The following is a 20,414-nucleotide window of genomic DNA, read 5'->3' as shown; positions in this document are numbered from 1 at the left end:
TCACGCTTGCGACCCAACTGGGTGCCCTCTTCTTCAGATTGTGAAACTTGTTATGCATAGTGATGGCCATTGGCAGCCCTTGGCGCTGCCAGACTCTTTTTCGTTGCGATCTGGCTGGCTCTTTATTCAGGGCAAAGTAAATGCCCGCCAGCCACGGGGAGCAACCCGGCTACGCTGGCAATGCCGCCAAGGGCGCTGGTACGAGCAGACACTGCCCGTCACCCGCCGTGGCACATTGCAAGAGCTGATCTATCTCCCCATGGGAGCCTGTCAGCTCGCCCTGTTGCCGAGCAGTGAGGGGGCAGATTGCCTGGTTGAGATCACTCAGACTCGTCAGATGTCCCCCATCGAGAGCCTCTGGCGGCGTCTGCGCCGGGTATGGCCCTTCTACGGGCGACTGAATGCTCAAAAGCGCAAGCGACTGGGGTTATCCTGGCATCTGTGGTTCACCAATCTCCCACTGGCATATGAATTGGTTGGCAAACTGCGTGATGACAGGCCCCTGCACGCCTACGAGCACTGGCTGGCCAGTTTCGATACCTTGCAGCCAGGTGATCGTCAGATGATCATGCATTTGCTGACTCGCTGGGACAACTTGCCCCATGTCTGTCTGCATCTGGTGGGTGAGGGAGACACCACAGCCCGGCAGCGCACCCTTGCCAGCATAGAGACACTCTGCTACCCGGCAAGCCATGTCACCTTGCTGAAACCAGGCGCTGACAAACCTGAGTCGGAGCACACTGCCGAAATCTGGCATTGGGCCATCCCCCTTGGGGCAGAGATCGCGCCTGCAGCGCTTTTTTGGGTTGCCCATCAGCTACGACTGACTCCGGATACAAAATGGATCTACGGGGATCACGATCTATTGGATGACAGTGGCAAACGCCACTCTCCCCACTTCAAACCGGACTGGAATGAAACACTGCTGCACGGCCAGAACTACATTGGCTGGTGTGCCCTGTGGCGCGAACAAGGTGAACCTCTCGTGCCTGCCGACCGGGTCAGCTGTCATCACCAATGGCTACGACTCTCCCGCCAGTTGGATGCCGTGCAGATAGCACATATTCCGGTGCTGATGATGCACTTACCCAATCAGGATCAGGATCAGGATGACCATTGTCTTATCGCCAACGCCAACCAGGTGGTGCCTTCGGGTGTGACGCTATCCCCGGCGCCCCACGGGATCTGTCGTTGGCACTGGCCACTGCCAGCCCAATTGCCTCGGGTATCGGTGGTCATCCCCACCCGCAATGGCCTAGCTCATCTCAAGCCCTGCATTGACAGTCTGGTACGGCAGACACGCTATCCCAATCTGGAAATCCTGGTGATGGACAACCAAAGTGACGAGGCCGATACCCTGGCCTATCTGGCCCATGCAGCCCAGGAATACGGGGTGCGGGTGATACCTTATGACCATCCGTTCAACTATTCGGCCATTAACAATGCGGCCGTGGGCCAGGCCAGTGGTGAGCTCATCTGCCTGCTCAACAACGACACAGAAGTCATGAGTCCCAGCTGGTTGGAAGAGATGGTCTCTCATCTGCTACGTCCAGGCGTCGGCGTGGTGGGTGCCAAACTCTATTTTGGCGACGGTAGAGTACAGCATGGTGGCGATGCCGTCGGTCCCGGTGGTTGCGCCGATCACTTTCATGCAGGCCTCACCGCTGATGACCCCGGCTATCAGCGCAGGGCCGTCTGCGCGCAGGAGCTCTCTGCCGTCACCGCAGCTTGCTTGCTGACCCATCGAAAGCTGTTCTTGTCACTGGGTGGTTTGGATGATCTCAATCTGCCCGTTGCCTTCAACGATGTGGATTATTGCCTACGAGCTGGTGAGGCTGGCTGGCGAATTGTCTGGACCCCATTTGCCGAACTCTATCACCATGAATCGGTCTCTCGTGGCAAGGACGTGACGCCGCAGCAGTTGGCGCGAGCACAAAAGGAACTGCACTATATGAAAAAGCGCTGGGCGAAGCGGCTGAAACACGATCCAGCTTATAATCCCAATTTGAGCTATGACCGCCCGGACTTCTCACTTAGTCATGCTCCCAATGTGGTATTGCCATGGATGAAATGATCAGAAAGGTATTATTCAAAAAATACCGAAAACTAAATAAAAAAGAACACGGCATTAGCTCTCTACTACATGGCTCATGTCGACGAGTTATCATCTTGCATGAAGGTAATTCACCAACACTGGCCTATTTTCAACAGAGTATAGCCGCACAGTTTAAAGATATGGAGGTGAAATTAAAGGACAGTAACGACCTGAGTCATCTTTCAATTCAATCTGGCGATGCTATCGTCATCATCAGATTTATATCTTCACACTGGCAGGCTAGAATTGAGCTGGATATTGATAAACTATCAAGAATCATTTATTTCATGGATGATGACTTGCTAGATCCAACTGCATTGCAACGACTACCGAAAGAATATCGCAAGAAAATACTGCGCCGCGCCTCAGCTCAGCACAAGTGGATTACCGCGTATTGTGATGAGTTTTGGGTATCCACACCCTACCTAGAAAAAAAGTACTCTTCTTTCGAACCCAAAATTATCGACCCGGAGCCTTCCAACATTTTGCTTGAGCATACCCCCATGTTGAGAATTGCATATCATGGCACCAGCTCCCATCGGGATGAAAAAATCTGGCTTTACAATGTAATTAATAAAGTTATGAGTCTCTGCCGTAATGTTACATTTGAAATATTTGGCGAGCATGACATATATAAACTCTACCGTAATATACCTAGAGTGACAGTTCTCCATCCCATGACTTGGGAAAACTACTTGGTGTATACCAAGACCCAACGTATAGATATCGGTTTAGCCCCTTTGCTTGACTCTGCGTTTAATGCCGGGAGAGGGCCCGTCAAATTCTATGATTTTGTCCGTATGGGCGCGGTAGGAATATATAGCAACCGAGCCCCCTATAAAGGAATAGTGACGCAGAATGTCAATGGCATTTTGCTTGAGAATGACAGTGAACTATGGGTAAATGCAATTAAAACACTGGCTCACTCTCATGAAAAAAGAATGCAACTTGCCCATAATGCCAAACAATCAGCCATGCGCTCTTGTTAAGAACGCCATGCTAATAAAATAAAAGCAAATATATTACTTTACCTCCCACTTACATGACGCAAGCTATCACCATGCGCTACCTTATAGGTTGAAGTTTAATCTGTCATTACTCTCGCATTAAGAAGGTTTTTATGCATCCATCTGCTCTATATTTTGGCAAGAAATTCTTCGACACTTACATAAAAGATGTTCAAGAGCCCCTCAATGTAATTGAGATAGGCTCTCAGGATGTGAATGGTAGTATCAGAGATTTCTTTGTATGCAAAAATAATATTATCTATACCGGCTTGGACTTTACCCAAGGTAAAGGTGTTGACGTCTTGATCAGTGATCCTTATCGGCTTCCTGTAGAAGATGCATCTACCGATGTTGTCGTGACCAGCTCCTGTCTTGAGCATTCAGAGCTGTTTTGGCTCTCATTCAGTGAAATGCTCAGGATTTTGAAGCCTGGTGGCCTTATCTATATAAATGTTCCAAGTAATGGATACATACATAGATACCCTGTCGACTGCTGGCGCTTTTACCCTGATTCAGGAAAGGCTCTAGAAACCTGGGGGCGTCGTTGTGGCTATGGTGTAACGCTATTGGAGTCATTTACCAGTGCACAGTTCTCTCATTTACAAGAAGATAGATGGAGTGATTTTGTCGCTGTATTCGCAAAAGGTGACCTTTGTTTGAATCACACTCAGAGAATGTCTTTTTGCTCTGATAGAACACTAAAAAACATTTACACCAACATTCATGGGAATCAAGACGTAGATTTAACCCCCGAAGACTTTAAAATTCAGGAAAAATATAAAAACCAAGTCGAAGACATTCAAAAAAGATTGGACTTGGTAGTTCAATCTTATGAGAATAAGCTCGCCCAGAAAGATACAGAAATCGAACAACTTAAATCTTTATTAACCCCTTAAGCGCAGAAAAAGAGAGAAATGATATGAAAATCTTCGTGACTGGTGGTGCCGGTTTTATCGGTTCTGCGGTTGTTCGCCATATCATCCAGCATACCCAAGACTCAGTGGTCAACCTCGACAAGCTGACCTATGCCGGTAATCTGGAGTCCTTGGCTGAGGTCTCAAACAGCGATCGCTATGTGTTCGAGCAGGTAGATATCTGCAACCGCGCCGAGCTGGATCGAGTATTTGCCGCACATCAGCCGGATGCGGTGATGCACCTGGCGGCCGAGAGCCACGTCGATCGCTCCATTTCGGGCCCTGCCGATTTCATCGAAACCAATATTGTCGGCACCTACATGCTGCTGGAAGCGGCCCGTGCCTATTGGAACGGCCTGGATGAGACGCGCAAGTCTGTCTTCCGCTTCCATCATATCTCCACCGACGAGGTGTATGGCGACCTGCCCCATCCCGATGAAGTGGCCCCCGGTGTTGCGCTGCCGCTCTTCACCGAAACCACCCCTTATGCCCCCAGCAGCCCCTATTCTGCTTCCAAGGCATCGAGCGACCACCTGGTGCGCGCCTGGCGCCGTACCTACGGCCTGCCGACCGTGGTCACCAATTGCTCCAACAACTACGGCCCCTATCACTTCCCCGAGAAGCTGATCCCGCTGGTGATCCTCAATGCCCTGGATGGCAAGCCGCTGCCGGTTTATGGCAAGGGGGACCAGATCCGTGACTGGCTCTATGTGGAAGACCATGCCCGTGCACTCTATACCGTGGTCACTACGGGGGTAATGGGTGAGACCTACAACATAGGTGGTCACAACGAGAAGCAGAACCTGGAGGTGGTACACACCATCTGCGATCTGCTCGATGAGATGGTGCCCAAAGCAGGATCTTATCGTGATCAAATCACCTATGTGGCCGACCGCCCCGGTCACGACCGTCGTTATGCCATCGATGCCAGCAAGATGAGCGCCGAGCTGGATTGGCAGCCACAAGAGACTTTCGAATCCGGCATTCGCAAAACCGTGCTGTGGTACCTGGAAAATCAGCAGTGGGTCGGTAACGTCAAGAGCGGGGCCTATCAATCCTGGATCGAGCAAAACTACGGGGAGCGTGCCTGATGCATATCCTGTTGTTCGGCAAGAATGGTCAGGTGGGCTGGGAGTTGCAGCGCTCACTCGCCCCATTGGGCCGAGTCACCGCCGTCGACTTCGACTCCACCGATTATTGCGGTGATTTCAGCAACCCAGCCGGGGTGGCCGAAACAGTGCGCCTGCTCAAGCCGGATGTGATTGTCAATGCAGCGGCCCACACCGCCGTCGACAAGGCAGAGAGCGAGCGGAACTTCGCCGAGCTGCTCAACGCGACCAGCGTGGCCGCGATAGCCAAAGAAGCCGAAGCGCTGGGTGCCTGGCTGGTTCACTACTCCACCGATTACGTTTTCGATGGCAGTGGTGAACGCCCTTGGGTCGAGAGCGATGAGACAGCACCGCTCAACGTCTATGGGGAGACCAAGCTGGCAGGGGAACAGGCAGCAGCGCTGTGTGCTCGCCATCTTATCTTCCGCACCAGCTGGGTGTATGCCGCCCGTGGCGCCAACTTTGCCAAGACCATGCTGCGCTTTGGCAAGGAGCGCAGTGAAATGTCGGTCATCAATGATCAGTTTGGCGCCCCGACCGGCGCCGAGTTGCTGGCCGATTGCACCGCTCATGCAATCCGGACTGCCCAATATAAACCCGAAGTGGCAGGGCTCTACCATTTGATCGCTTCCGGCACCACCACCTGGTATGACTATGCCCAGCGGGTGTTTGCCAAGGCCAGAGAGGCTGGCGTTGAACTGGCTGTCACGCAACTCAATGCTGTCCCGACCAGCGCGTTTCCAACGCCAGCTAAACGTCCCCACAACTCGCGACTCGATACCACCAAGTTCCAGCACGCCTTCAACCTGCGCCTGCCGGACTGGACTGTCGGTGTCGAACGGATGCTGACCGAGATCCTCGGAAAATAAGAAAATAAAGATAGCGTGGGTATACTGTCTCACGCTCCAGTAGGGATAAAACGCAAAGTGAGTGTTATTTAAACGCACTCCCTTTGATGGGTTACATAATTCAAAGATAAGAAATCAAGCACTATGAACAAACGTAAAGGTATTATTCTGGCCGGTGGCTCTGGCACTCGTCTCTATCCCGTCACCATGGCCGTCAGCAAACAGTTGCTGCCCATCTATGACAAGCCGATGATCTATTACCCGCTGAGCACCCTGATGCTGGCGGGTATTCGCGATATTTTGATCATCAGCACGCCACAAGATACCCCTCGCTTTGAACAATTGCTGGGCGATGGCAGCCAGTGGGGCTTGAATCTGCAATACAAGGTGCAGCCAAGTCCGGATGGCCTGGCGCAGGCCTTTATTCTGGGGGAAGAGTTTATTGGCTCTGACCCCTGTGCACTGGTGCTGGGTGATAATATCTTCTATGGCCACGACCTGCAGAAACAGTTGGAGGCAGCCGCCGCCAAGCCTTATGGCGCCACCGTGTTTGCCTATCATGTACACGATCCAGAACGCTATGGCGTTGTGGAGTTTGACAAGCAGGGAACGGCGATTTCTCTGGAAGAAAAACCGTTGGAGCCCAAGAGCAACTATGCGGTGACTGGCCTCTATTTCTACGACAACAGCGTGGTGGAGATTGCGAAAAGCCTGAAGCCTTCTCCTCGTGGTGAACTGGAAATTACCGATGTGAACCGTATCTACCTGGAGCAAGGCAATCTGTCGGTGGCCATGATGGGTCGTGGTTATGCCTGGCTCGATACCGGCACTCATGAAAGCCTGATTGAGGCGAGCAACTTTATTCAGACCATCGAACATCGCCAGGGATTGAAAGTGGCATGCCCTGAAGAAATTGCGTTCCACAAAGGCTTTATCACTGCCGAACAGGTGATGAAACTGGCGGAGCCGTTGAAAAAGAACGCCTACGGTCAGTATCTGTTGAAAATGCTGAAGTAATAATTTCCCAATGGGGCTATCAGCCCCATTTATACACCAGGTATTCATGATGAATGTTATTCAAACCAAGATCCCCGATGTTTTTATCTTTGAGCCGAAAGTGTTCGGCGATGACCGTGGCTTTTTCTTTGAGAGTTTCAATCACCAACAATTCGAAGCGGCCATAGGTCGTAGCGTGACCTTTGTACAAGATAACCACTCCAAGTCATCCCGAGGTGTATTGCGCGGCTTGCACTATCAACTGCCCCCCCAAGCCCAGGGGAAACTTGTGCGTTGCGTCGCGGGTGAAGTGTTTGATGTTGCCGTTGATATCAGGAAAAGCTCGCAGACATTTGGCCAGTGGGTGGGTGTGAATCTTTCTGGTGACAACAAACGCCAACTCTGGATCCCGGAAGGGTTTGCCCACGGTTTTGTTACATTGACTGACAATGCAGAGTTTTTGTACAAAACCACCAATTATTATGCCCCCAGCAGTGACCGAGGCATTAAGTGGAATGATGATTCCATTGCAATTGAATGGCCTGCTCTGGATTGCGATATCGTTACGTCCGCAAAAGACAGCATTGCCAAGTCATTACTCGATGCAGATCTCTTTATCTGAATTCCACTCCCCGTCCCGATACGGGGAGTTTTCTACAGCGCAGAGCAAAAATGAAACTATTGACAGGTTCAAAAGGCATCCTGGCCAGAAAAGCAAATATTGAACCTATGCTTGGCTACCAGTTACACCTCTTCCACGACAATATTCCGTTTGCTGGCACTGACGTGATAGTGGGCTGGGGTCAAAAGTCCAATACCTATAAAATAAGGCAGAAAGCAAAGGAGTTGGGCCTGCCTTATTGGCAGCTGGAAGATGGCTTTATCGGCTATATCGGCCATCCGGCCAAGGGCGGCAAGGCGGTGTCTCTGATCGCCGATCCGGTCGGTATCTATTACGATGCCCGCCAGCCCAGCCAGCTTGAAAAGCTGATCGCCACCCCTTGCGACACCGCCATGCTGGATCGGGCCGAGCGGCTCATTCATGAACTGGTGCGCCTTGGGATCACCAAATACAACTGCTATGCCAGACGGCCCGCCTCTTCTTGTGCGCCGGCCAGCCTGGCTGCGAAGGATGTTGGCGGTCTGCCGGCGGCGCTGGCCCAGCGTCTGCTGCAAGATGGCAGACCCAGAGTCTTGTTGGTGGATCAGGTGGCCGGGGATCTCTCCATTCCCGGCGCCCTGGCCAGCGAGGCGGATTTTATCGCCATGGTAGAGGCAGCACGGCGCAACCATCCCGATGCCCGCCTCTTGCTGCGCACCCACCCTGATACCCGCTTTGGCAAGAAGCGTGGCGTGCTGGCCCGACTGCAACTCGATGATGTGGAAATCGTGGCCGATCATTGTCATCCCCATGCCCTGCTCAATGTGGTGGACGCTGTCTATACCGTCTCGTCCCAGCTCGGCTTCGAGGCGCTGCTGCTGGGCAAGGCTGTCTATTGCTTCGGCATGCCGTTTTATGCCGGTTGGGGTCTGACCCAGGACAGCAAACCGTGTGAACGCCGCAACGTTCAGGTGTCACTGGCCCAGCTGGTGGCGGCGGCAATGATCTGCTATCCCCGCTATCTGGATCCAGTATTGGGTCAGCGCTGCGAGGTGGAAGAGGTGATCGCCATCATCGCCCGCCAGCAAAAAGCCGCGCCGCGCTGGCGCAGGCTCTATCTGGTGGGATTCTCCCTGTGGAAGCGCGCCTTTATGCAGGCCTTCTGCCAACCCCTGGCCGAAGAGCTCTGTTTTGTGCGCAAGCCACCCAAGCGGCTGACCGGCGACGAGCAAGTGCTGGTGTGGGGCAGTCGTTACCCCGATCTCACCTCGGCCATTCGGGTAGAAGATGGTTTTATTCGCTCCCGCGGGCTTGGCTCGAATCTGTGCCGTCCCTCCTCCCTGTCTCTGGATCCGATCGGCATCTATTTCGATAGCCGCAGCCCCAGCGGGCTGGAACAGCTGCTCAATTACCAACAGTTGACCGAGTCACAGGTCGCGCGAGGTGAGCAGCTGCTCACCTTGCTGCGCGAAAACAAGGTGAGCAAATACAATGTCGGCACCCCGGAGCAGTTCACGCCCCCCACCGATGGCCGCCCCCTGGTGCTGGTGGTGGGCCAGGTGGATGGGGATGCCTCCATCCTGACCGGCAGCCCGACCATTCGCAGCAACGAGCAGCTGCTGTGGGCGGTGCGCGCCGCCAAGCCAGAGGCCCACATCCTCTACAAACCTCACCCGGATGTGGTGGTGGGCAATCGGGCGGGCGCCATTTCTGCAGCCTGTCTGGCGGAGTGTGTGGACAGCCAGGTGCTGGATATCGGCCTCACCAGCCTCTATCCCCACGTGGACGAGCTGCACACCATGACGTCGCTCAGCGGCTTCGAGGCGCTAGTGCAAGGGGTCAAGGTGACGACCTGGGGCCAGCCCTTCTACAGCGGCTGGGGACTGACCACGGATGCCCATCCCCCGGCACGGCGCCAGCGCTCGCTCCCCCTGGCGGCTCTGGTCTATCTGACCCTGGTGGCCTATCCGCTCTATATCGATTGGCAGAGCGGACTCTGGATAAGTCCAGAGCAGTTGATCCGCCAGCTGGCCGCGCAAGGCCAATCATCCGGCCGCAAGTCGAGCCACTGGCAGCGCTGGCAAGTCAAGCTGAGTTATCTGACGCAGACCCTGCTGCAACGCCCCTCCCTTCCCCAGTTGATGAGATAAGCCGACCATGAAGATTTTGCTGCTGCAAGGACCGCTCGGCCCCTTCTTTCAGACCCTCAGCCAGGCGCTTGCCGACGCCGGCCACGAGGTCTACAAGATCCACTTCAATGGCGGGGATGAGTGCTGGCGCTGCGTAGGCCATAACGAACGCTTCACCGGCAAGCCAGATACCTGGAACACCTTCTTTCGCCGCTTCATCAAGCGCCATGGTATCGACAGCCTCATCTGTTACGGTGATTGCCGTTACTACCATCAGCAGGCCATCCGTATCTGCAAGCTGAAAAAAATCAGCGTCTGGGCCATGGAAGAGGGTTACCTGCGCCCCGACTTCGTAACCCTGGAGCAAGGGGGCGTCAATGCCTTCAGCCCGCTCTATGCCAAGCGTGACACCCTGGCCGAGATGACCTGGCCCGGCCCTTACGAGGCGCCGCTGAAGGTGGGCAAGACCTTCGCCCGCCGGGCCTGGTATGCCAGTCGCTATCACCTCAACAAGAGCCTGTTGCGCTGGCGCTATCCCCATTTCGTCAATCACAGGCCCTGGAGCCTCTACCAGGAGGCCAGAGGCTGGGTGGCGGGCGCCGTGGTGAAGTGGAAGCACAGGTGGAGCGACCGCGCCCTGCTCAAGGCTCTGCCTCGACACAAGGGCCATATCTTCTTCGTGCCGCTCCAGGTCACCGAGGATTTCCAGATCAGGGAACACTCGGACTTGAGCGGTGTGGAAGAGATGGTCGCCCAGGTGGTGAACTCTTTTGCCCTGCACGCTCGCCGTGAGGATATGCTGTTGTTCAAGCACCACCCCATGGATCGGGGCTATGTCAGTTATCAGCCCCAAATAAACCGACTGATCACCCTGCTCGGGCTGGAAGGAAGAGTGTTCTATGGCTATGAACTGCCATTGCCCACCCTCTATCCGCTGCTCAAGGGGGTCATCACCATCAACAGTACGGTCGGCCTCTCCGCCTTGCTGCACCATGTACCCACCTACTGCTTGGGACGGGCCCTCTATGACCTGCCCGGTCTGACGACAAGAGGCTCCCTTGAGGGTTTTTGGCACAAACAAGATCCGGTTTGCAAAAAGACCTTCGAGCGGATGCGCCAGTCATTGCTGCATCTGACCCAGCTCAATGCCAGCTTCTACAGTCATCTGGACATGGGGGCCATGGCCGTGGTGGAGAAGATCCAGCAGCATAATGTGCAGTCCCTCTATGTCCAGAAGAGTCAACGCGCGGCAACACCTTCCGGCGTTGTCGGAGCCCTGGCCATCCTGAGCGTATTTTGCTTCCTGACCGAGGAGATACTCACACCCGTGACCATGCTCTAAGCCATGCCGAGCATGAAAAGCCCGCAATTGCGGGCTTTTTTGGTTGTTGGCCGGGTATCAGACGGTACGGGGGCGCAGGTGGGCGTGCCAGCGCGACTCCAGCTTCTTGAACAGCCAGACGATGATGAAGGTGAGCATCATGTAGAGCAGGCCTGCGGTGATGAAGGCCTCGAACGGGCTGTAATAGCGGGAGTTGATGATCCGCGCGGCACCGGTCAGATCGACGATGGTGATGATGCCCGCCACCGCCGACCCTTGCAGCATGAAGATCACCTCGTTGCTGTAGGCTGGCAGAGCCCGGCGAAACGAGTTGGGCAAGATGATGCGGGTGAGAGTCTGCCAGGGGCTCATGCCAAAGGCCTGGGCCGCCTCTATCTGCCCCTTGGGCATGTTCATCACGGCGCCCCGCACGATTTCGGCGGTGTAAGCCCCGGTATTGAGGGTAAACGCCAGCAGGGCGCAGAACCAGGCCTCGGCAAACAGGCTCCAGGCCGCGCTGTTCTTCAGCCACTCCCACTGGGCGGCGCCGTAGTAGATGATGAAGAGCTGTACCAGCAGCGGGGTGCCGCGAAAGAAGTAGATATAGGCCCAGATAGGCCCCTTGATCAGCCAGTTCCTGTGGTTGCGCAATATGCCCACCGGCACCGCCAGCATGAGGCCGAGCAGCAGGGAGGCCGCCACCAGCAGCACTGTGGTATAGAGGCCCTGCCAGTAGGTGGGCCACTCCTTGAGAATGATTGAGAAGTCCATGGCTTACCTCGTCTTGCTCGTGATGTAGATACGCTCGGCACAGACTTCGCGACGATCACAGTAAACGAATGACTGCATTGAATACGGCATGACTTACCTCGTCTTGATGGCGTAGTGACGCTCGGCCCACTTGAGCGCCGAGGTGGAGACGGCCGTAAACACCAGGAAGATGAGGGCCACCGCCATGTAGAAGGTGAAGGGCAGCTGGGTCGAGCCCGCCGCGAGCGACGCCTTGCGCACCATGTCATCGAGGCCGATGATGGAGACCAGGGCCGTGGTTTTCAGCAGCACCAGCCAGTTGTTGCCAAAGCCCGGCAGGGCGTGGCGCATCATCTGGGGAAACAGGATGCGCACGAACACCTGGCTGGCCCGCATGCCGAAGGCGCGCGCCGCTTCCAGCTCCCCCTTGTCCACCGCCAGGATGGCACCGCGGAAGGTCTCGGTCATGTAGGCGCCGAAGATGAAGCCGATGGTGGCCACCCCGGCCGCAAACGGGCTGATGTCGATGTAATCGGGCACCAGGGAGACCCACTCCTGATTGGGGTCGCTGCTCAGCAGCCAGGCGTTGTATTGCTCGTTGATCCAGGTGCAGATGCTGTTGATGAGCACCTGACCGCCGAAGAACAGCAGCATCATCAACACCAGGTCTGGGATGCCGCGAATGAGGGTGGTGTAGCCGGTCGCCAGGCCACGGGCCCACTTGTAGGGGGAGAGTTTGGCCAGGGCGCCGAGCAGCCCGAGCAGGAGCGCCAGCAGCAAGGAGGCCAGCGCCACCTGCAACGTGACCCAGGCGCCTTCCATCAGGGAGGCTTCATATCCTTTCAAATCAAACACATGCAGCTCCATTACACCCAATTGAGTGGGCTCGCCCTTCCAGGGTAGAAGGGGTATATCCTTTTAAATCAAACACATCAAATCACAACTAAGCGGGCCCGCCGTTTTCGTGGGAAAAGCCGCGGGCCCGATGACGACGGTTGGGGATCAGGCTGTCGCCCTGTTATTCGCCGTATACGTCGAAATCAAAGTACTTGTCGTTGATCTCTTTGTATTTGCCATTGGCACGCAGGGCCAGGATGGCGGCGTTGAATTTCTCTTTCAGATCCTTGTCAGCCTTGCGCACCGCGATGCCGGCACCCTCGCCGAACCACTTGGGATCGGTCAGTTTCGGGCCGACGAATTCGAAGGCGTCACCGCCATCCTTCTTCAGCAGACCGTCGCTGATGGCGGCAGAATCGGCCAGCACATAATCGACACGACCCGATTTCAGATCGAGGTAGGCCTCGTCCGCGGTGCCGTAGCGCTTGATGGTGGCATTGGGGAAGTTGTCTGTGATGTAGGTGTCCATGGAGGTGGCGCGCTGCACGGCCACTGTCTTGCCTTCCATGAAGGCCTTGTCGAGCTGCAGGTCCGTGCCTTTCTTGGCGGCGAAGCGAGCCGGAATGTGCTGGTACTTCTGGGTGAAGTCCACTTTCTTCTTGCGCTCTTCGGTGATGTCCATGGTGGCGATGATGGCGTCGTATTTACGCGACAGCAGCGCCGGAATGATGCCATCCCAGTCCTGCTTGACCAGGGTGCATTTCACCTTCATCTCTTCGCACAGGGCATTGGTGATGTCGATGTCAAAGCCCTTCACCTCGCCACTGGGCTCAGTCCAGGAGAAGGGAGGGTAGGCCCCTTCCACCCCGACTCGGACTTCTTTCCACTCCTTGGCGATCAGGCTGCCGGACGCCAGGGTGCTCAGAATGGCCGTGGCCAGCATCAGTTTTTTCATTGTCATCTCTCCTTGATAAAGCAACTGGGATACTGCGAAGACTCCACCATCAATAGATGGAGGAGATAAACTGCTTGAAGCGTTCCGACTTGGGATGGGCAAAGATCTCCTTGGGATTGCCCTGCTCCTCCACCACCCCCTGATGCAGAAACATCACCTTGTTGGAGACATCCCGCGCGAACGACATCTCGTGGGTCACCACCATCATGGTGCGCCCCTCTTCCGCCAGCTCCCGCATCAGGCTGAGCACCTCCCCCACCAGTTCGGGGTCCAGCGCCGAGGTCGGTTCGTCAAACAGCATCACCTCGGGATCGACCGCCAGGGCACGGGCAATGGCGGCCCGCTGCTGCTGACCGCCGGAGAGGTGGCCGGGATAATAGTCACGACGCTCCCACAGGCCCACCCGGTTGAGCAGCTGCTCTGCCTTGGCGATGGCCTCGGCACGGGGAACCTTGAGCACCTGAATGGGCACTTCGATGATGTTCTGCATGATGGTCATGTGTGACCAGAGATTGAAGCTTTGAAACACCATGGCCAGGCGGCTGCGAATGCGTTCCACCTGGCGCATGTCTTCCGGGGTGCGCTCACCGGTCCGGCTCGTCTTCATCCGGATCAGCTCCCCATGGAGGGAGACAGTGCCGGAGGAGGGGGTTTCGAGCAGATTGATACAGCGCAGGAAGGTCGACTTCCCCGAGCCCGAGGAGCCGATCAGGGAGATGACATCTCCCTTGTGGGCCGTCATATCGATGCCCTTGAGCACTTCGTGGGTGCCAAAGTACTTGTGCAAATCACGAACTTCCAGTGCGGCAACGTCGCTCATCCATTACAACCTTGTCTGTCCCTAGACGCCGCAGGGGCGTAATACCACCATCTCTCCATTAACAAAATGTTAACCGATGGCAACCTTCAGCGAAAATATCATCCACATGGTCAAAAAACAATACAGAACGGAGGTACTTGGTGTTTTATCTGTATTTTTATTGGCCTTGGCGGTATTTTTCAGCACTTTGTCTGCATAAAATACAATTTACTCCTTCCGCGTCCAGGACGGACTTTTCCTTTGATGGCACAGCCAATCGGTCAGATTTGCGCATCTTGACCATAACAGCACAAAAGCCTGTTTATTCATACCCGTTCTTCACGGGACACGATGCGGGATCCACGTGATTTTCCTGACTTTTTGGCCATTGAGGCTGCTATTCCGGCAAGGTCGCCCCACAGCAGAAACGGGCACAAGAGCAGGGTTTGCTCAAAAAGAGGGTCGGATGAGACAAGTTTTCTAACAGATATGTGACACCCGATTAATAACTAATGATAAGGTGTCGTTTTTATCATTTTCGTCTTTGAGGCCCCGATGCTGCTGAATGTTCTGCTGATCCTCCTGCCCCTTGGGATCGGCTACCTGGTTCCCCTCTCCTCCAAGCCCCTGCTCAAGCTGGTCAACGGCGCCCTCGGCAAGCTGGTCTATCTGATCCTGTTTCTGATGGGATTGGGGCTCGCCTTCGTGGACGATCTGGGGAGCAACCTGCCCCGCATCTTCACGGTCGCAGCCCTGATGCTGGGCTGCACCACCCTGTGCAACCTGGCGGGGCTCTGGTGGCTGGACAGACGCAATCCCCCCGCCCACGCCGGGCTCGATGGCCAGATGCCGAGCAAGTGGAAGATGCTGTGGGAGTCGGTGCAGCTCTGTTTCGTGGTGCTGGCGGGCACCCTGATCGGCCTGCTGTTCGAGCCCCGCTTCCTGCCCATCGACCAGCTCAGCGAATGGGCGCTGATGCTGCTGCTGTTTCTCATCGGGGTGCAGATGCGCAACTCCGGCATGCACCTGCGCCAGATCCTGCTCAATCCCTGGGGCATGAAGATAGCTGCCGTCGTCATCCTCACCAGCTGGCTTGGCAGTCTGCTGGCCTCCCTGCTGCTCGGCATGCCCTTCAGCCACGGGCTGGCCATGAGCTCAAGTTTCGGCTGGTACTCTCTCTCCGGCATCCTGGTGGCCGACAAGCTGGGGCCAGTGCTGGGCTCGGCGGCCTTCCTCAACGATCTGGGTCGCGAACTCATCGCCATCCTCATCATTCCCATGCTGATGCGCCACCACCCCTCGGCGGCGGTGGGATACGGCGGCGCCACCGCCCTGGACTTCACCCTGCCGGTGATCCAGCGCTCCGGTGGCATCACCATGGTCCCCATCGCCATCGTCTCCGGCTTTATCCTGAGCCTGCTGGGCCCCATCCTGATCCTGGCCTTCCTGGCCATCTGAGCCGGGCGCGACCCCCCTGGCGAAAAAAAGCCCGGCAGCAATGCCGGGCTTTTTGTTGGTTCAGGGGAGTGTCACCTCTAGACTCGCCACCGGCCGCCGCTCATCACCCTCTCGATGGCGAGGTGCTCCGGCGCTATCAGCAGCAGATCCGCATCCTGTCCCACCCCGATCCCCCCCTTGCCCGCCAGTCCCAGGGCCCGCGCCGGATTGGCCGTGACCACCCCGAGAGCGACCTCGAGCGACACCCCGAGAGCGCAGGCGCGGACGCACTCCTGCCACAGGCTGGCAATCTGGCCGCAGCGCATCTCCACAAGGTGCCCCTCGCCGTCAAAGCGCGGCAGGCTGGCGTTGGCATCCGAGCTGAAGCTGATGCGATCGGCAGGCACTCCGGTCGCCAGCAGCGCCACCAGCGCCTCTGCCGCCAGTTGCTCGCCATCGTCCAGCAGCTCGCGGAAGCTCGAGGTGGTGAGATCGATCCAGCCCCCCGCCCGGCCCCAGTCGATGGCCTCGGCAAAGAGCCAGGGGTTGCGGTTGCAGTGGGTGGGATAGAGCTGGCGCAACGGGATGTCGGTGCCATCGCGCAGGGCCCGCAGCGGCGCCAGGGCCCCGCGGCCGTCCCCGACGTGGAAGAAGCTGACCCCGCTCTTGCCCGCGAGCAGCCCGGCCACCCGCGCCTCGCTCACCAGCCGCGCCAGCTCGTCGTGGGACGGCGCACTGGATCTGTGATCGCTGATGGCCAGCTCCCCCACCCCCAGCACCTCGGGGATCAGCATGATGTCCGACTCCACCCTGCCGGTGAGGGTCTTGACCGGCAGGTGATAGGAGCCGGTATACATATAAGCGCTCACCCCGGCGGCGCGAAACTCGCGCACCTTGCCGAGCACCTGGGCCGGGGTGCGGGTCAGGCTGTCGGTGCCGAGCGCCGCCACCAGCGTGGTGACACCGGCCTTGAGCGCCTCTCCCGCCGCGAGTTCAGGGGTACGAAAGGCAAAGCCCCCCTCCCCACCGCCCCCCGTGATGTGGGCCAGGGGATCCACCAGCCCGGGCACCAGGTAGCGGCCACGACCGTCGACGCGCACCAGCGGCCAGTCAGGGGGGACTGTCAGCCCCTTGCCCAGCCAGGCGATGCGGCCGTCGGCCACCAGCAGATCCTGCTGGCCGAGCGGGGCCGGGCTATGAATTTCCGCACCCTCGATCAGGGTCAACATGGGCTCTCTCCTTGCTGCATGAAAAAAGAGGGAGCAGGCTCCCTCTGCCTGTTACCCATCAATCGCCATAGATATCGTACTGAAAGTACTTCTGGTTGATCTCCTGATACTTGCCGTTGGCACGCAGGGCCTTGATCGCCTCGTTCAGCCTGGCCTTGAGATCCTGATCCCCCTTGCGCACCGCAATCCCCATGCCGTCGCCAAACCACTGGCGATCGGTCAGGGCTGGCCCCACGTACTCGAACTTGTCTCCGCCCGCCTTGCCGAGCAGCCCCTGATCGATGGCCGAGGCGTCGGCCAGCAAGGCCAGCACCCGGCCCGCCTTCAGATCGAGATAGGCCTCGTCGGCACTGCCGTAGCGCACTATGGTGACATCAGAGCCAAAGTTGTCCGTCAGGTACTTGTCGTGGGTGGTGGCGCGCTGCACACCGATGCGTTTGCCCGCCATCCCCTGCGGCGTCAGCGCCAGCTCGGTGCCCTTGGCCGCCACGAAGCGGTTGGGGATATGGGCATATTTCTCGGTGAAATCCACCTTCTTGCGCCGCTCGTCGGTGATCGACATGGCGGCGATGATAGCGTCGTATTTGCGCGACAGCAGGGCCGGGATCATGCCGTCCCAATCCTGCGCCACCAGCTCGCACTTGACGGCCATCTGATGGCACAGGGCGTTGGCGAGATCGATGTCAAAGCCCTTGATCTCCCCCGACGCATCGGTCCAGGAGAAGGGGGGATAGGCGCCTTCCACACCGAAGCGCACGGTTTTCCACTCCTTGGCCGTGACGGGGGTGGTGAGCAGGCAGGCAGCAAACAGGGCTGACAGGGTCAGTTTGGTATTCATCATGAGTACTCCATTACAAAGCGCACAGGCGCGGTCAGGGCATCGCAAGCATGGGCAGGCGATGGCCAACAAACGGCAAAACGCGGATGAGCGAGATCAGCCCCTATGGGTACCAATGATCAGAAGGTATCAATGATCGGATCGGCGGGGGTCAATGAGCTGCTCCGGGGCCTCGATCTATTCGTCGAACCACTCGGAGAGGTAGAAAGGCTTGAAGTAGAAGGCCAGAAAGAAACCTCTGGCTTTGCGCATCATGATGGTCTGTCGCGTCCTGTGACAAAGATGAGAGCCACCTTAGCACGCCCCAAATTTGCCCTGCAAGAGGGGCTTGTGGGACCATCGCAAAAATCCTGGCCATGGCCAACAGAACCAGGATCCTCTAGGCTCTGAGCACCTTGCCATCGACCTGCCAACGACCCTGATCCCATGAATTTTCTGGCTCACCTGCATCTGGCGGCCCATACCCAAAGCTCTCTCACCGGCAACCTGCTGGGGGATTTCATCAAGGGCCCGTTGCCGACGGGCCTCGCGGCCCATTTCGATGAGGGGGTCTGGCTGCACCGCAAGATAGACGCCTTCACCGATGCCCACCCCGAGCACAGGGCGGCGGTCGCCTGCTTCGCGCCCCCCTGGCGCCGCTTTGGCGGCATTGTCGTGGACATGCTCTACGACCACTGGCTCTGCTGCCACTGGCAGCAATTCAGTCCGGATCCCCTGCCCCGCTTCCTGCAGCAAAGCTATGGTCAGCTGCTGGCGGATCACGCCCGCCTGCCGGATGGGCTGCCAATGCCCCTCAGGCGGATGGCGGAGCAGGACTGGATCGCCTCCTACCGGCACCGGGAGGGGCTGAGTCAGGCCCTCAACGGCATAGGCCGCCGCCTGCGCCGTCCACTCCCCCTGGGCCAGGCCCTCGCCACCCTGGACGAGGGGGCCTGGCATGCCTGCGAGCAGGGTTTTGTGCGCTTCTATCCCCAGCTGATGGAGCACAGCGCGCAACAACTCGTCCACTACCGCGCCACCAGGGCCCCATGAGGCCGGGGCCCGTCTGCGCCGGCTGGCGGGAAAGGAAAACGGGGCCGCGATCAGAATGGGGCTTTTATGACACCCAAAAAGGGAGGAGACTGCTGTCTGGATCCAGGCCGACAGCGCAGAGCCAGACCAGGATCCCAGCCATCAAGACCCAAGGAGACCTCTTCATGTCACTGCGATTGTTCTGTGGCGTCCTGTGCGGCGCCCTCCTCACGGGGGGCCCGGCCCAGGCCGCCGAGCCGGCCAAGTCCGCCATCCTGTTTGAAAACGTGCGCATCTTCGATGGCAAGGGCAGTTCCCTCAGCGCCCCCTCCTCCGTGCTGGTGGAGGGCAATCTCATCAGCCGGATCAGCCAGGGCCCCATCCAGGTAGAGGGCGAGGTGCAGCGCATCGACGGCCAGGGCAAGACCCTGATGCCGGGCCTCATCGATGCCCACACCCATCTGATGTTCGCCACCCTGCCACAGATAGCCTTGCTGACCAATGACATCACCTTCGCCACCGTGGCGGCGACCAGGGCCGCCAACGACATGCTGATGCGCGGCTTCACCAGCGCCCGTGACCTCGGCGGTCCCGTGTTCGGCCTCAAGAAGGGGATCGACATGGGCCTCATCCAGGGACCGCGGATCTGGCCGGCTGGCGCCATGATCTCCCAGTCCGGCGGTCACGGCGACTTTCGTCTGCCCAACGAGCTGCCGGCCCTGGCGGGGCAATACTCCTTCGGCGAGCGGACCAATGCGGCCATGATCGCCGACAGCCCGGATGCGGTACGCCAGCGCACCCGGGAGCAGCTGGCCCTGGGCGCCACCCAGATCAAGCTGATGGCGGGCGGTGGTGTCGCCTCCAGCTATGATCCCATCGACGTGACCCAGTACACAGTGCCGGAGATCCGCGCCGCCGTGGAGGCCGCCGACAACTGGGGCACCTATGTGACCGTGCACGCCTACACCCCGAAGGCGGTGCGCCAGGCCATCGAGGCCGGCGTCAAGTGCATCGATCACGGTCAGATGCTCGACGAGGCCACCGCCAGGCTGATGGCCGAAAAGGGGGTCTGGTGGAGCCTGCAACCCTTCACCGACGATCGCAAGTCCCCCTTCCCTGAGGGCTCGGCCAATCGCCTCAAGCAGCTCGAGATGTACAAGGGCACCGATCAGGCCTTCGCCCTGGCCAGGCAGTACGGCATCAAGACCGCCTTCGGTACCGATGCCCTGTTCAGCGCCGAGGCCGCAGCCAGCCAGGGCACCATGCTGGCCAGGATGGGCACCTGGTACACCCCGGCCGAGGTGCTGAAGATGGCCACCCATGACAATGCCGAGCTGCTGGCCCTCTCGGGCCCGCGCAACCCCTACCCGGGCAGACTCGGCGTGGTGGAAGCGGGGGCGCTGGCCGATCTGCTGCTGGTCAGGGGGGATCCCCTCCAGGATCTCGCCCTGGTGGCCGATCCGGCCAACAACTTCCAGCTGATCATGAAGGACGGCAAGATCTACAAGAACAGCCTCTGAGCCCTGATCCGCACAAAT

18 protein-coding genes are annotated in these 20,414 nt (G+C 57.8%); 12 read left to right on the top strand and 6 right to left on the bottom strand.

Annotation, left to right across the window (positions count from 1 at the left end):
- Positions 1–52: 52 nt before the first annotated feature.
- The 9 genes from ACEUCR_RS12295 (at position 53) to ACEUCR_RS12255 (ending at position 11,041) form a co-directional block, all read left to right on the top strand.
- On the top strand, positions 53–2,074 hold the full coding sequence (locus ACEUCR_RS12295) for a glycosyltransferase family 2 protein (protein ID WP_408790448.1): 2,022 nt from the start codon (positions 53–55) through the stop codon (positions 2,072–2,074).
- Positions 2,062–3,084, top strand: a complete 1,023-nt coding sequence (locus tag ACEUCR_RS12290) for a glycosyltransferase family protein (RefSeq protein ID WP_408790446.1) — start codon at positions 2,062–2,064, stop codon at positions 3,082–3,084. The genes ACEUCR_RS12295 and ACEUCR_RS12290 overlap by 13 nt, the downstream gene beginning before the upstream one ends.
- A 131-nt stretch (positions 3,085–3,215) precedes the next feature.
- Positions 3,216–3,998 (top strand): methyltransferase domain-containing protein, encoded by a 783-nt coding sequence (locus tag ACEUCR_RS12285; RefSeq protein ID WP_408790444.1) that lies wholly within the window; start codon positions 3,216–3,218, stop codon positions 3,996–3,998.
- 23 nt (positions 3,999–4,021) lie between these two features.
- Positions 4,022–5,107 carry a dTDP-glucose 4,6-dehydratase gene (gene rfbB / locus ACEUCR_RS12280; RefSeq protein ID WP_408790442.1) on the top strand — a complete coding sequence of 362 codons (1,086 nt, stop codon included), beginning with the start codon at positions 4,022–4,024 and terminating at the stop codon, positions 5,105–5,107.
- On the top strand, positions 5,107–5,994 hold the full coding sequence (gene rfbD, locus ACEUCR_RS12275; RefSeq protein ID WP_408790440.1) for a dTDP-4-dehydrorhamnose reductase: 888 nt from the start codon (positions 5,107–5,109) through the stop codon (positions 5,992–5,994). Before rfbB ends, rfbD begins: the two co-directional genes overlap by 1 nt.
- 123 nt (positions 5,995–6,117) lie before the next feature.
- A complete protein-coding gene (gene rfbA / locus ACEUCR_RS12270; RefSeq protein ID WP_202046224.1) occupies positions 6,118–6,990 on the top strand; it encodes a glucose-1-phosphate thymidylyltransferase RfbA in 873 nt (290 codons plus the stop codon).
- Between the two features lie 49 nt (positions 6,991–7,039).
- On the top strand, positions 7,040–7,591 hold the full coding sequence (gene rfbC / locus ACEUCR_RS12265; protein WP_408790580.1) for a dTDP-4-dehydrorhamnose 3,5-epimerase: 552 nt from the start codon (positions 7,040–7,042) through the stop codon (positions 7,589–7,591).
- Between the two features lie 50 nt (positions 7,592–7,641).
- Entirely contained in the window at positions 7,642–9,720 is a 2,079-nt protein-coding gene (locus ACEUCR_RS12260; RefSeq protein WP_456319342.1) for a capsular polysaccharide biosynthesis protein, read from the top strand.
- Positions 9,721–9,727: 7 nt separating this feature from the next.
- Positions 9,728–11,041: a capsule biosynthesis protein gene (locus tag ACEUCR_RS12255; RefSeq protein ID WP_408790434.1), complete on the top strand. Its 1,314-nt coding sequence runs from the start codon at positions 9,728–9,730 to the stop codon at positions 11,039–11,041.
- Between the two features lie 57 nt (positions 11,042–11,098).
- Here the strand turns inward: ACEUCR_RS12255 and ACEUCR_RS12250 are convergent, their stop codons facing one another.
- The 4 genes from ACEUCR_RS12250 to ACEUCR_RS12235 form a co-directional block, all read right to left on the bottom strand.
- A complete protein-coding gene (locus ACEUCR_RS12250; RefSeq protein ID WP_041996496.1) occupies positions 11,099–11,791 on the bottom strand; it encodes an ABC transporter permease in 693 nt (230 codons plus the stop codon).
- 93 nt (positions 11,792–11,884) lie between these two features.
- Positions 11,885–12,625, bottom strand: a complete 741-nt coding sequence (locus ACEUCR_RS12245) for an ABC transporter permease (protein ID WP_041996618.1) — start codon at positions 12,623–12,625, stop codon at positions 11,885–11,887.
- 163 nt (positions 12,626–12,788) lie between these two features.
- The gene (locus ACEUCR_RS12240) at positions 12,789–13,562 is read right to left on the bottom strand and encodes an ABC transporter substrate-binding protein (protein ID WP_408790432.1); all 774 of its coding nucleotides are present in this window, start codon (positions 13,560–13,562) and stop codon (positions 12,789–12,791) included.
- 49 nt (positions 13,563–13,611) lie between these two features.
- Positions 13,612–14,382 carry an ABC transporter ATP-binding protein gene (locus tag ACEUCR_RS12235; protein ID WP_041996490.1) on the bottom strand — a complete coding sequence of 257 codons (771 nt, stop codon included), beginning with the start codon at positions 14,380–14,382 and terminating at the stop codon, positions 13,612–13,614.
- 534 nt (positions 14,383–14,916) lie between these two features.
- Here ACEUCR_RS12235 and ACEUCR_RS12230 point away from each other — a divergent pair.
- Positions 14,917–15,819, top strand: a complete 903-nt coding sequence (locus ACEUCR_RS12230; RefSeq protein ID WP_111872983.1) for a lysine exporter LysO family protein — start codon at positions 14,917–14,919, stop codon at positions 15,817–15,819.
- Between the two features lie 77 nt (positions 15,820–15,896).
- Here the strand turns inward: ACEUCR_RS12230 and iadA are convergent, their stop codons facing one another.
- Complete coding sequence (gene iadA, locus ACEUCR_RS12225; RefSeq protein WP_408790430.1) at positions 15,897–17,027, bottom strand: beta-aspartyl-peptidase; 1,131 nt, start codon at positions 17,025–17,027, stop codon at positions 15,897–15,899.
- Positions 17,028–17,085: 58 nt separating this feature from the next.
- Positions 17,086–17,865: an ABC transporter substrate-binding protein gene (locus ACEUCR_RS12220; protein WP_408790577.1), complete on the bottom strand. Its 780-nt coding sequence runs from the start codon at positions 17,863–17,865 to the stop codon at positions 17,086–17,088.
- 426 nt (positions 17,866–18,291) lie between these two features.
- Between ACEUCR_RS12220 and ACEUCR_RS12215 the strand changes: the two genes are divergently transcribed.
- The gene (locus ACEUCR_RS12215) at positions 18,292–18,897 is read left to right on the top strand and encodes an acyl carrier protein phosphodiesterase (RefSeq protein ID WP_111872980.1); all 606 of its coding nucleotides are present in this window, start codon (positions 18,292–18,294) and stop codon (positions 18,895–18,897) included.
- A 164-nt stretch (positions 18,898–19,061) separates the two neighbouring features.
- Complete coding sequence (locus ACEUCR_RS12210; RefSeq protein ID WP_111872979.1) at positions 19,062–20,396, top strand: metal-dependent hydrolase family protein; 1,335 nt, start codon at positions 19,062–19,064, stop codon at positions 20,394–20,396.
- The last annotated feature ends 18 nt before the right edge of the window (positions 20,397–20,414 follow it).

It is taken from the genome of Aeromonas bivalvium, from assembly GCF_046078285.1.
Classification (GTDB): Bacteria; Pseudomonadota; Gammaproteobacteria; order Enterobacterales; family Aeromonadaceae; genus Aeromonas; species Aeromonas bivalvium.
Note: the sequence above shows the minus strand (reverse complement) of the source record. Positions and strands in the feature narration are given on the sequence as shown.

What these genes read in the sequence shown, in the direction of transcription:
- ACEUCR_RS12285 (WP_408790444.1), top strand. Translation starts at nt 3,216, where the DNA reads ATGCATCCATCTGCTCTATATTTTGGCAAGAAATTCTTCGACACTTAC.
- ACEUCR_RS12250 (WP_041996496.1), bottom strand. Translation starts at nt 11,791, where the DNA reads ATGGACTTCTCAATCATTCTCAAGGAGTGGCCCACCTACTGGCAGGGC.
- ACEUCR_RS12255 (WP_408790434.1), top strand. Translation starts at nt 9,728, where the DNA reads ATGAAGATTTTGCTGCTGCAAGGACCGCTCGGCCCCTTCTTTCAGACC.
- ACEUCR_RS12260 (WP_456319342.1), top strand. Translation starts at nt 7,642, where the DNA reads ATGAAACTATTGACAGGTTCAAAAGGCATCCTGGCCAGAAAAGCAAAT.
- rfbC (WP_408790580.1), top strand. Translation starts at nt 7,040, where the DNA reads ATGAATGTTATTCAAACCAAGATCCCCGATGTTTTTATCTTTGAGCCG.
- ACEUCR_RS12230 (WP_111872983.1), top strand. Translation starts at nt 14,917, where the DNA reads ATGCTGCTGAATGTTCTGCTGATCCTCCTGCCCCTTGGGATCGGCTAC.
- rfbA (WP_202046224.1), top strand. Translation starts at nt 6,118, where the DNA reads ATGAACAAACGTAAAGGTATTATTCTGGCCGGTGGCTCTGGCACTCGT.
- ACEUCR_RS12210 (WP_111872979.1), top strand. Translation starts at nt 19,062, where the DNA reads ATGTCACTGCGATTGTTCTGTGGCGTCCTGTGCGGCGCCCTCCTCACG.
- ACEUCR_RS12295 (WP_408790448.1), top strand. Translation starts at nt 53, where the DNA reads ATGCATAGTGATGGCCATTGGCAGCCCTTGGCGCTGCCAGACTCTTTT.
- ACEUCR_RS12235 (WP_041996490.1), bottom strand. Translation starts at nt 14,382, where the DNA reads ATGAGCGACGTTGCCGCACTGGAAGTTCGTGATTTGCACAAGTACTTT.
- ACEUCR_RS12220 (WP_408790577.1), bottom strand. Translation starts at nt 17,865, where the DNA reads ATGAATACCAAACTGACCCTGTCAGCCCTGTTTGCTGCCTGCCTGCTC.
- ACEUCR_RS12215 (WP_111872980.1), top strand. Translation starts at nt 18,292, where the DNA reads ATGAATTTTCTGGCTCACCTGCATCTGGCGGCCCATACCCAAAGCTCT.
- ACEUCR_RS12240 (WP_408790432.1), bottom strand. Translation starts at nt 13,562, where the DNA reads ATGAAAAAACTGATGCTGGCCACGGCCATTCTGAGCACCCTGGCGTCC.
- rfbD (WP_408790440.1), top strand. Translation starts at nt 5,107, where the DNA reads ATGCATATCCTGTTGTTCGGCAAGAATGGTCAGGTGGGCTGGGAGTTG.
- ACEUCR_RS12290 (WP_408790446.1), top strand. Translation starts at nt 2,062, where the DNA reads ATGGATGAAATGATCAGAAAGGTATTATTCAAAAAATACCGAAAACTA.
- iadA (WP_408790430.1), bottom strand. Translation starts at nt 17,027, where the DNA reads ATGTTGACCCTGATCGAGGGTGCGGAAATTCATAGCCCGGCCCCGCTC.
- rfbB (WP_408790442.1), top strand. Translation starts at nt 4,022, where the DNA reads ATGAAAATCTTCGTGACTGGTGGTGCCGGTTTTATCGGTTCTGCGGTT.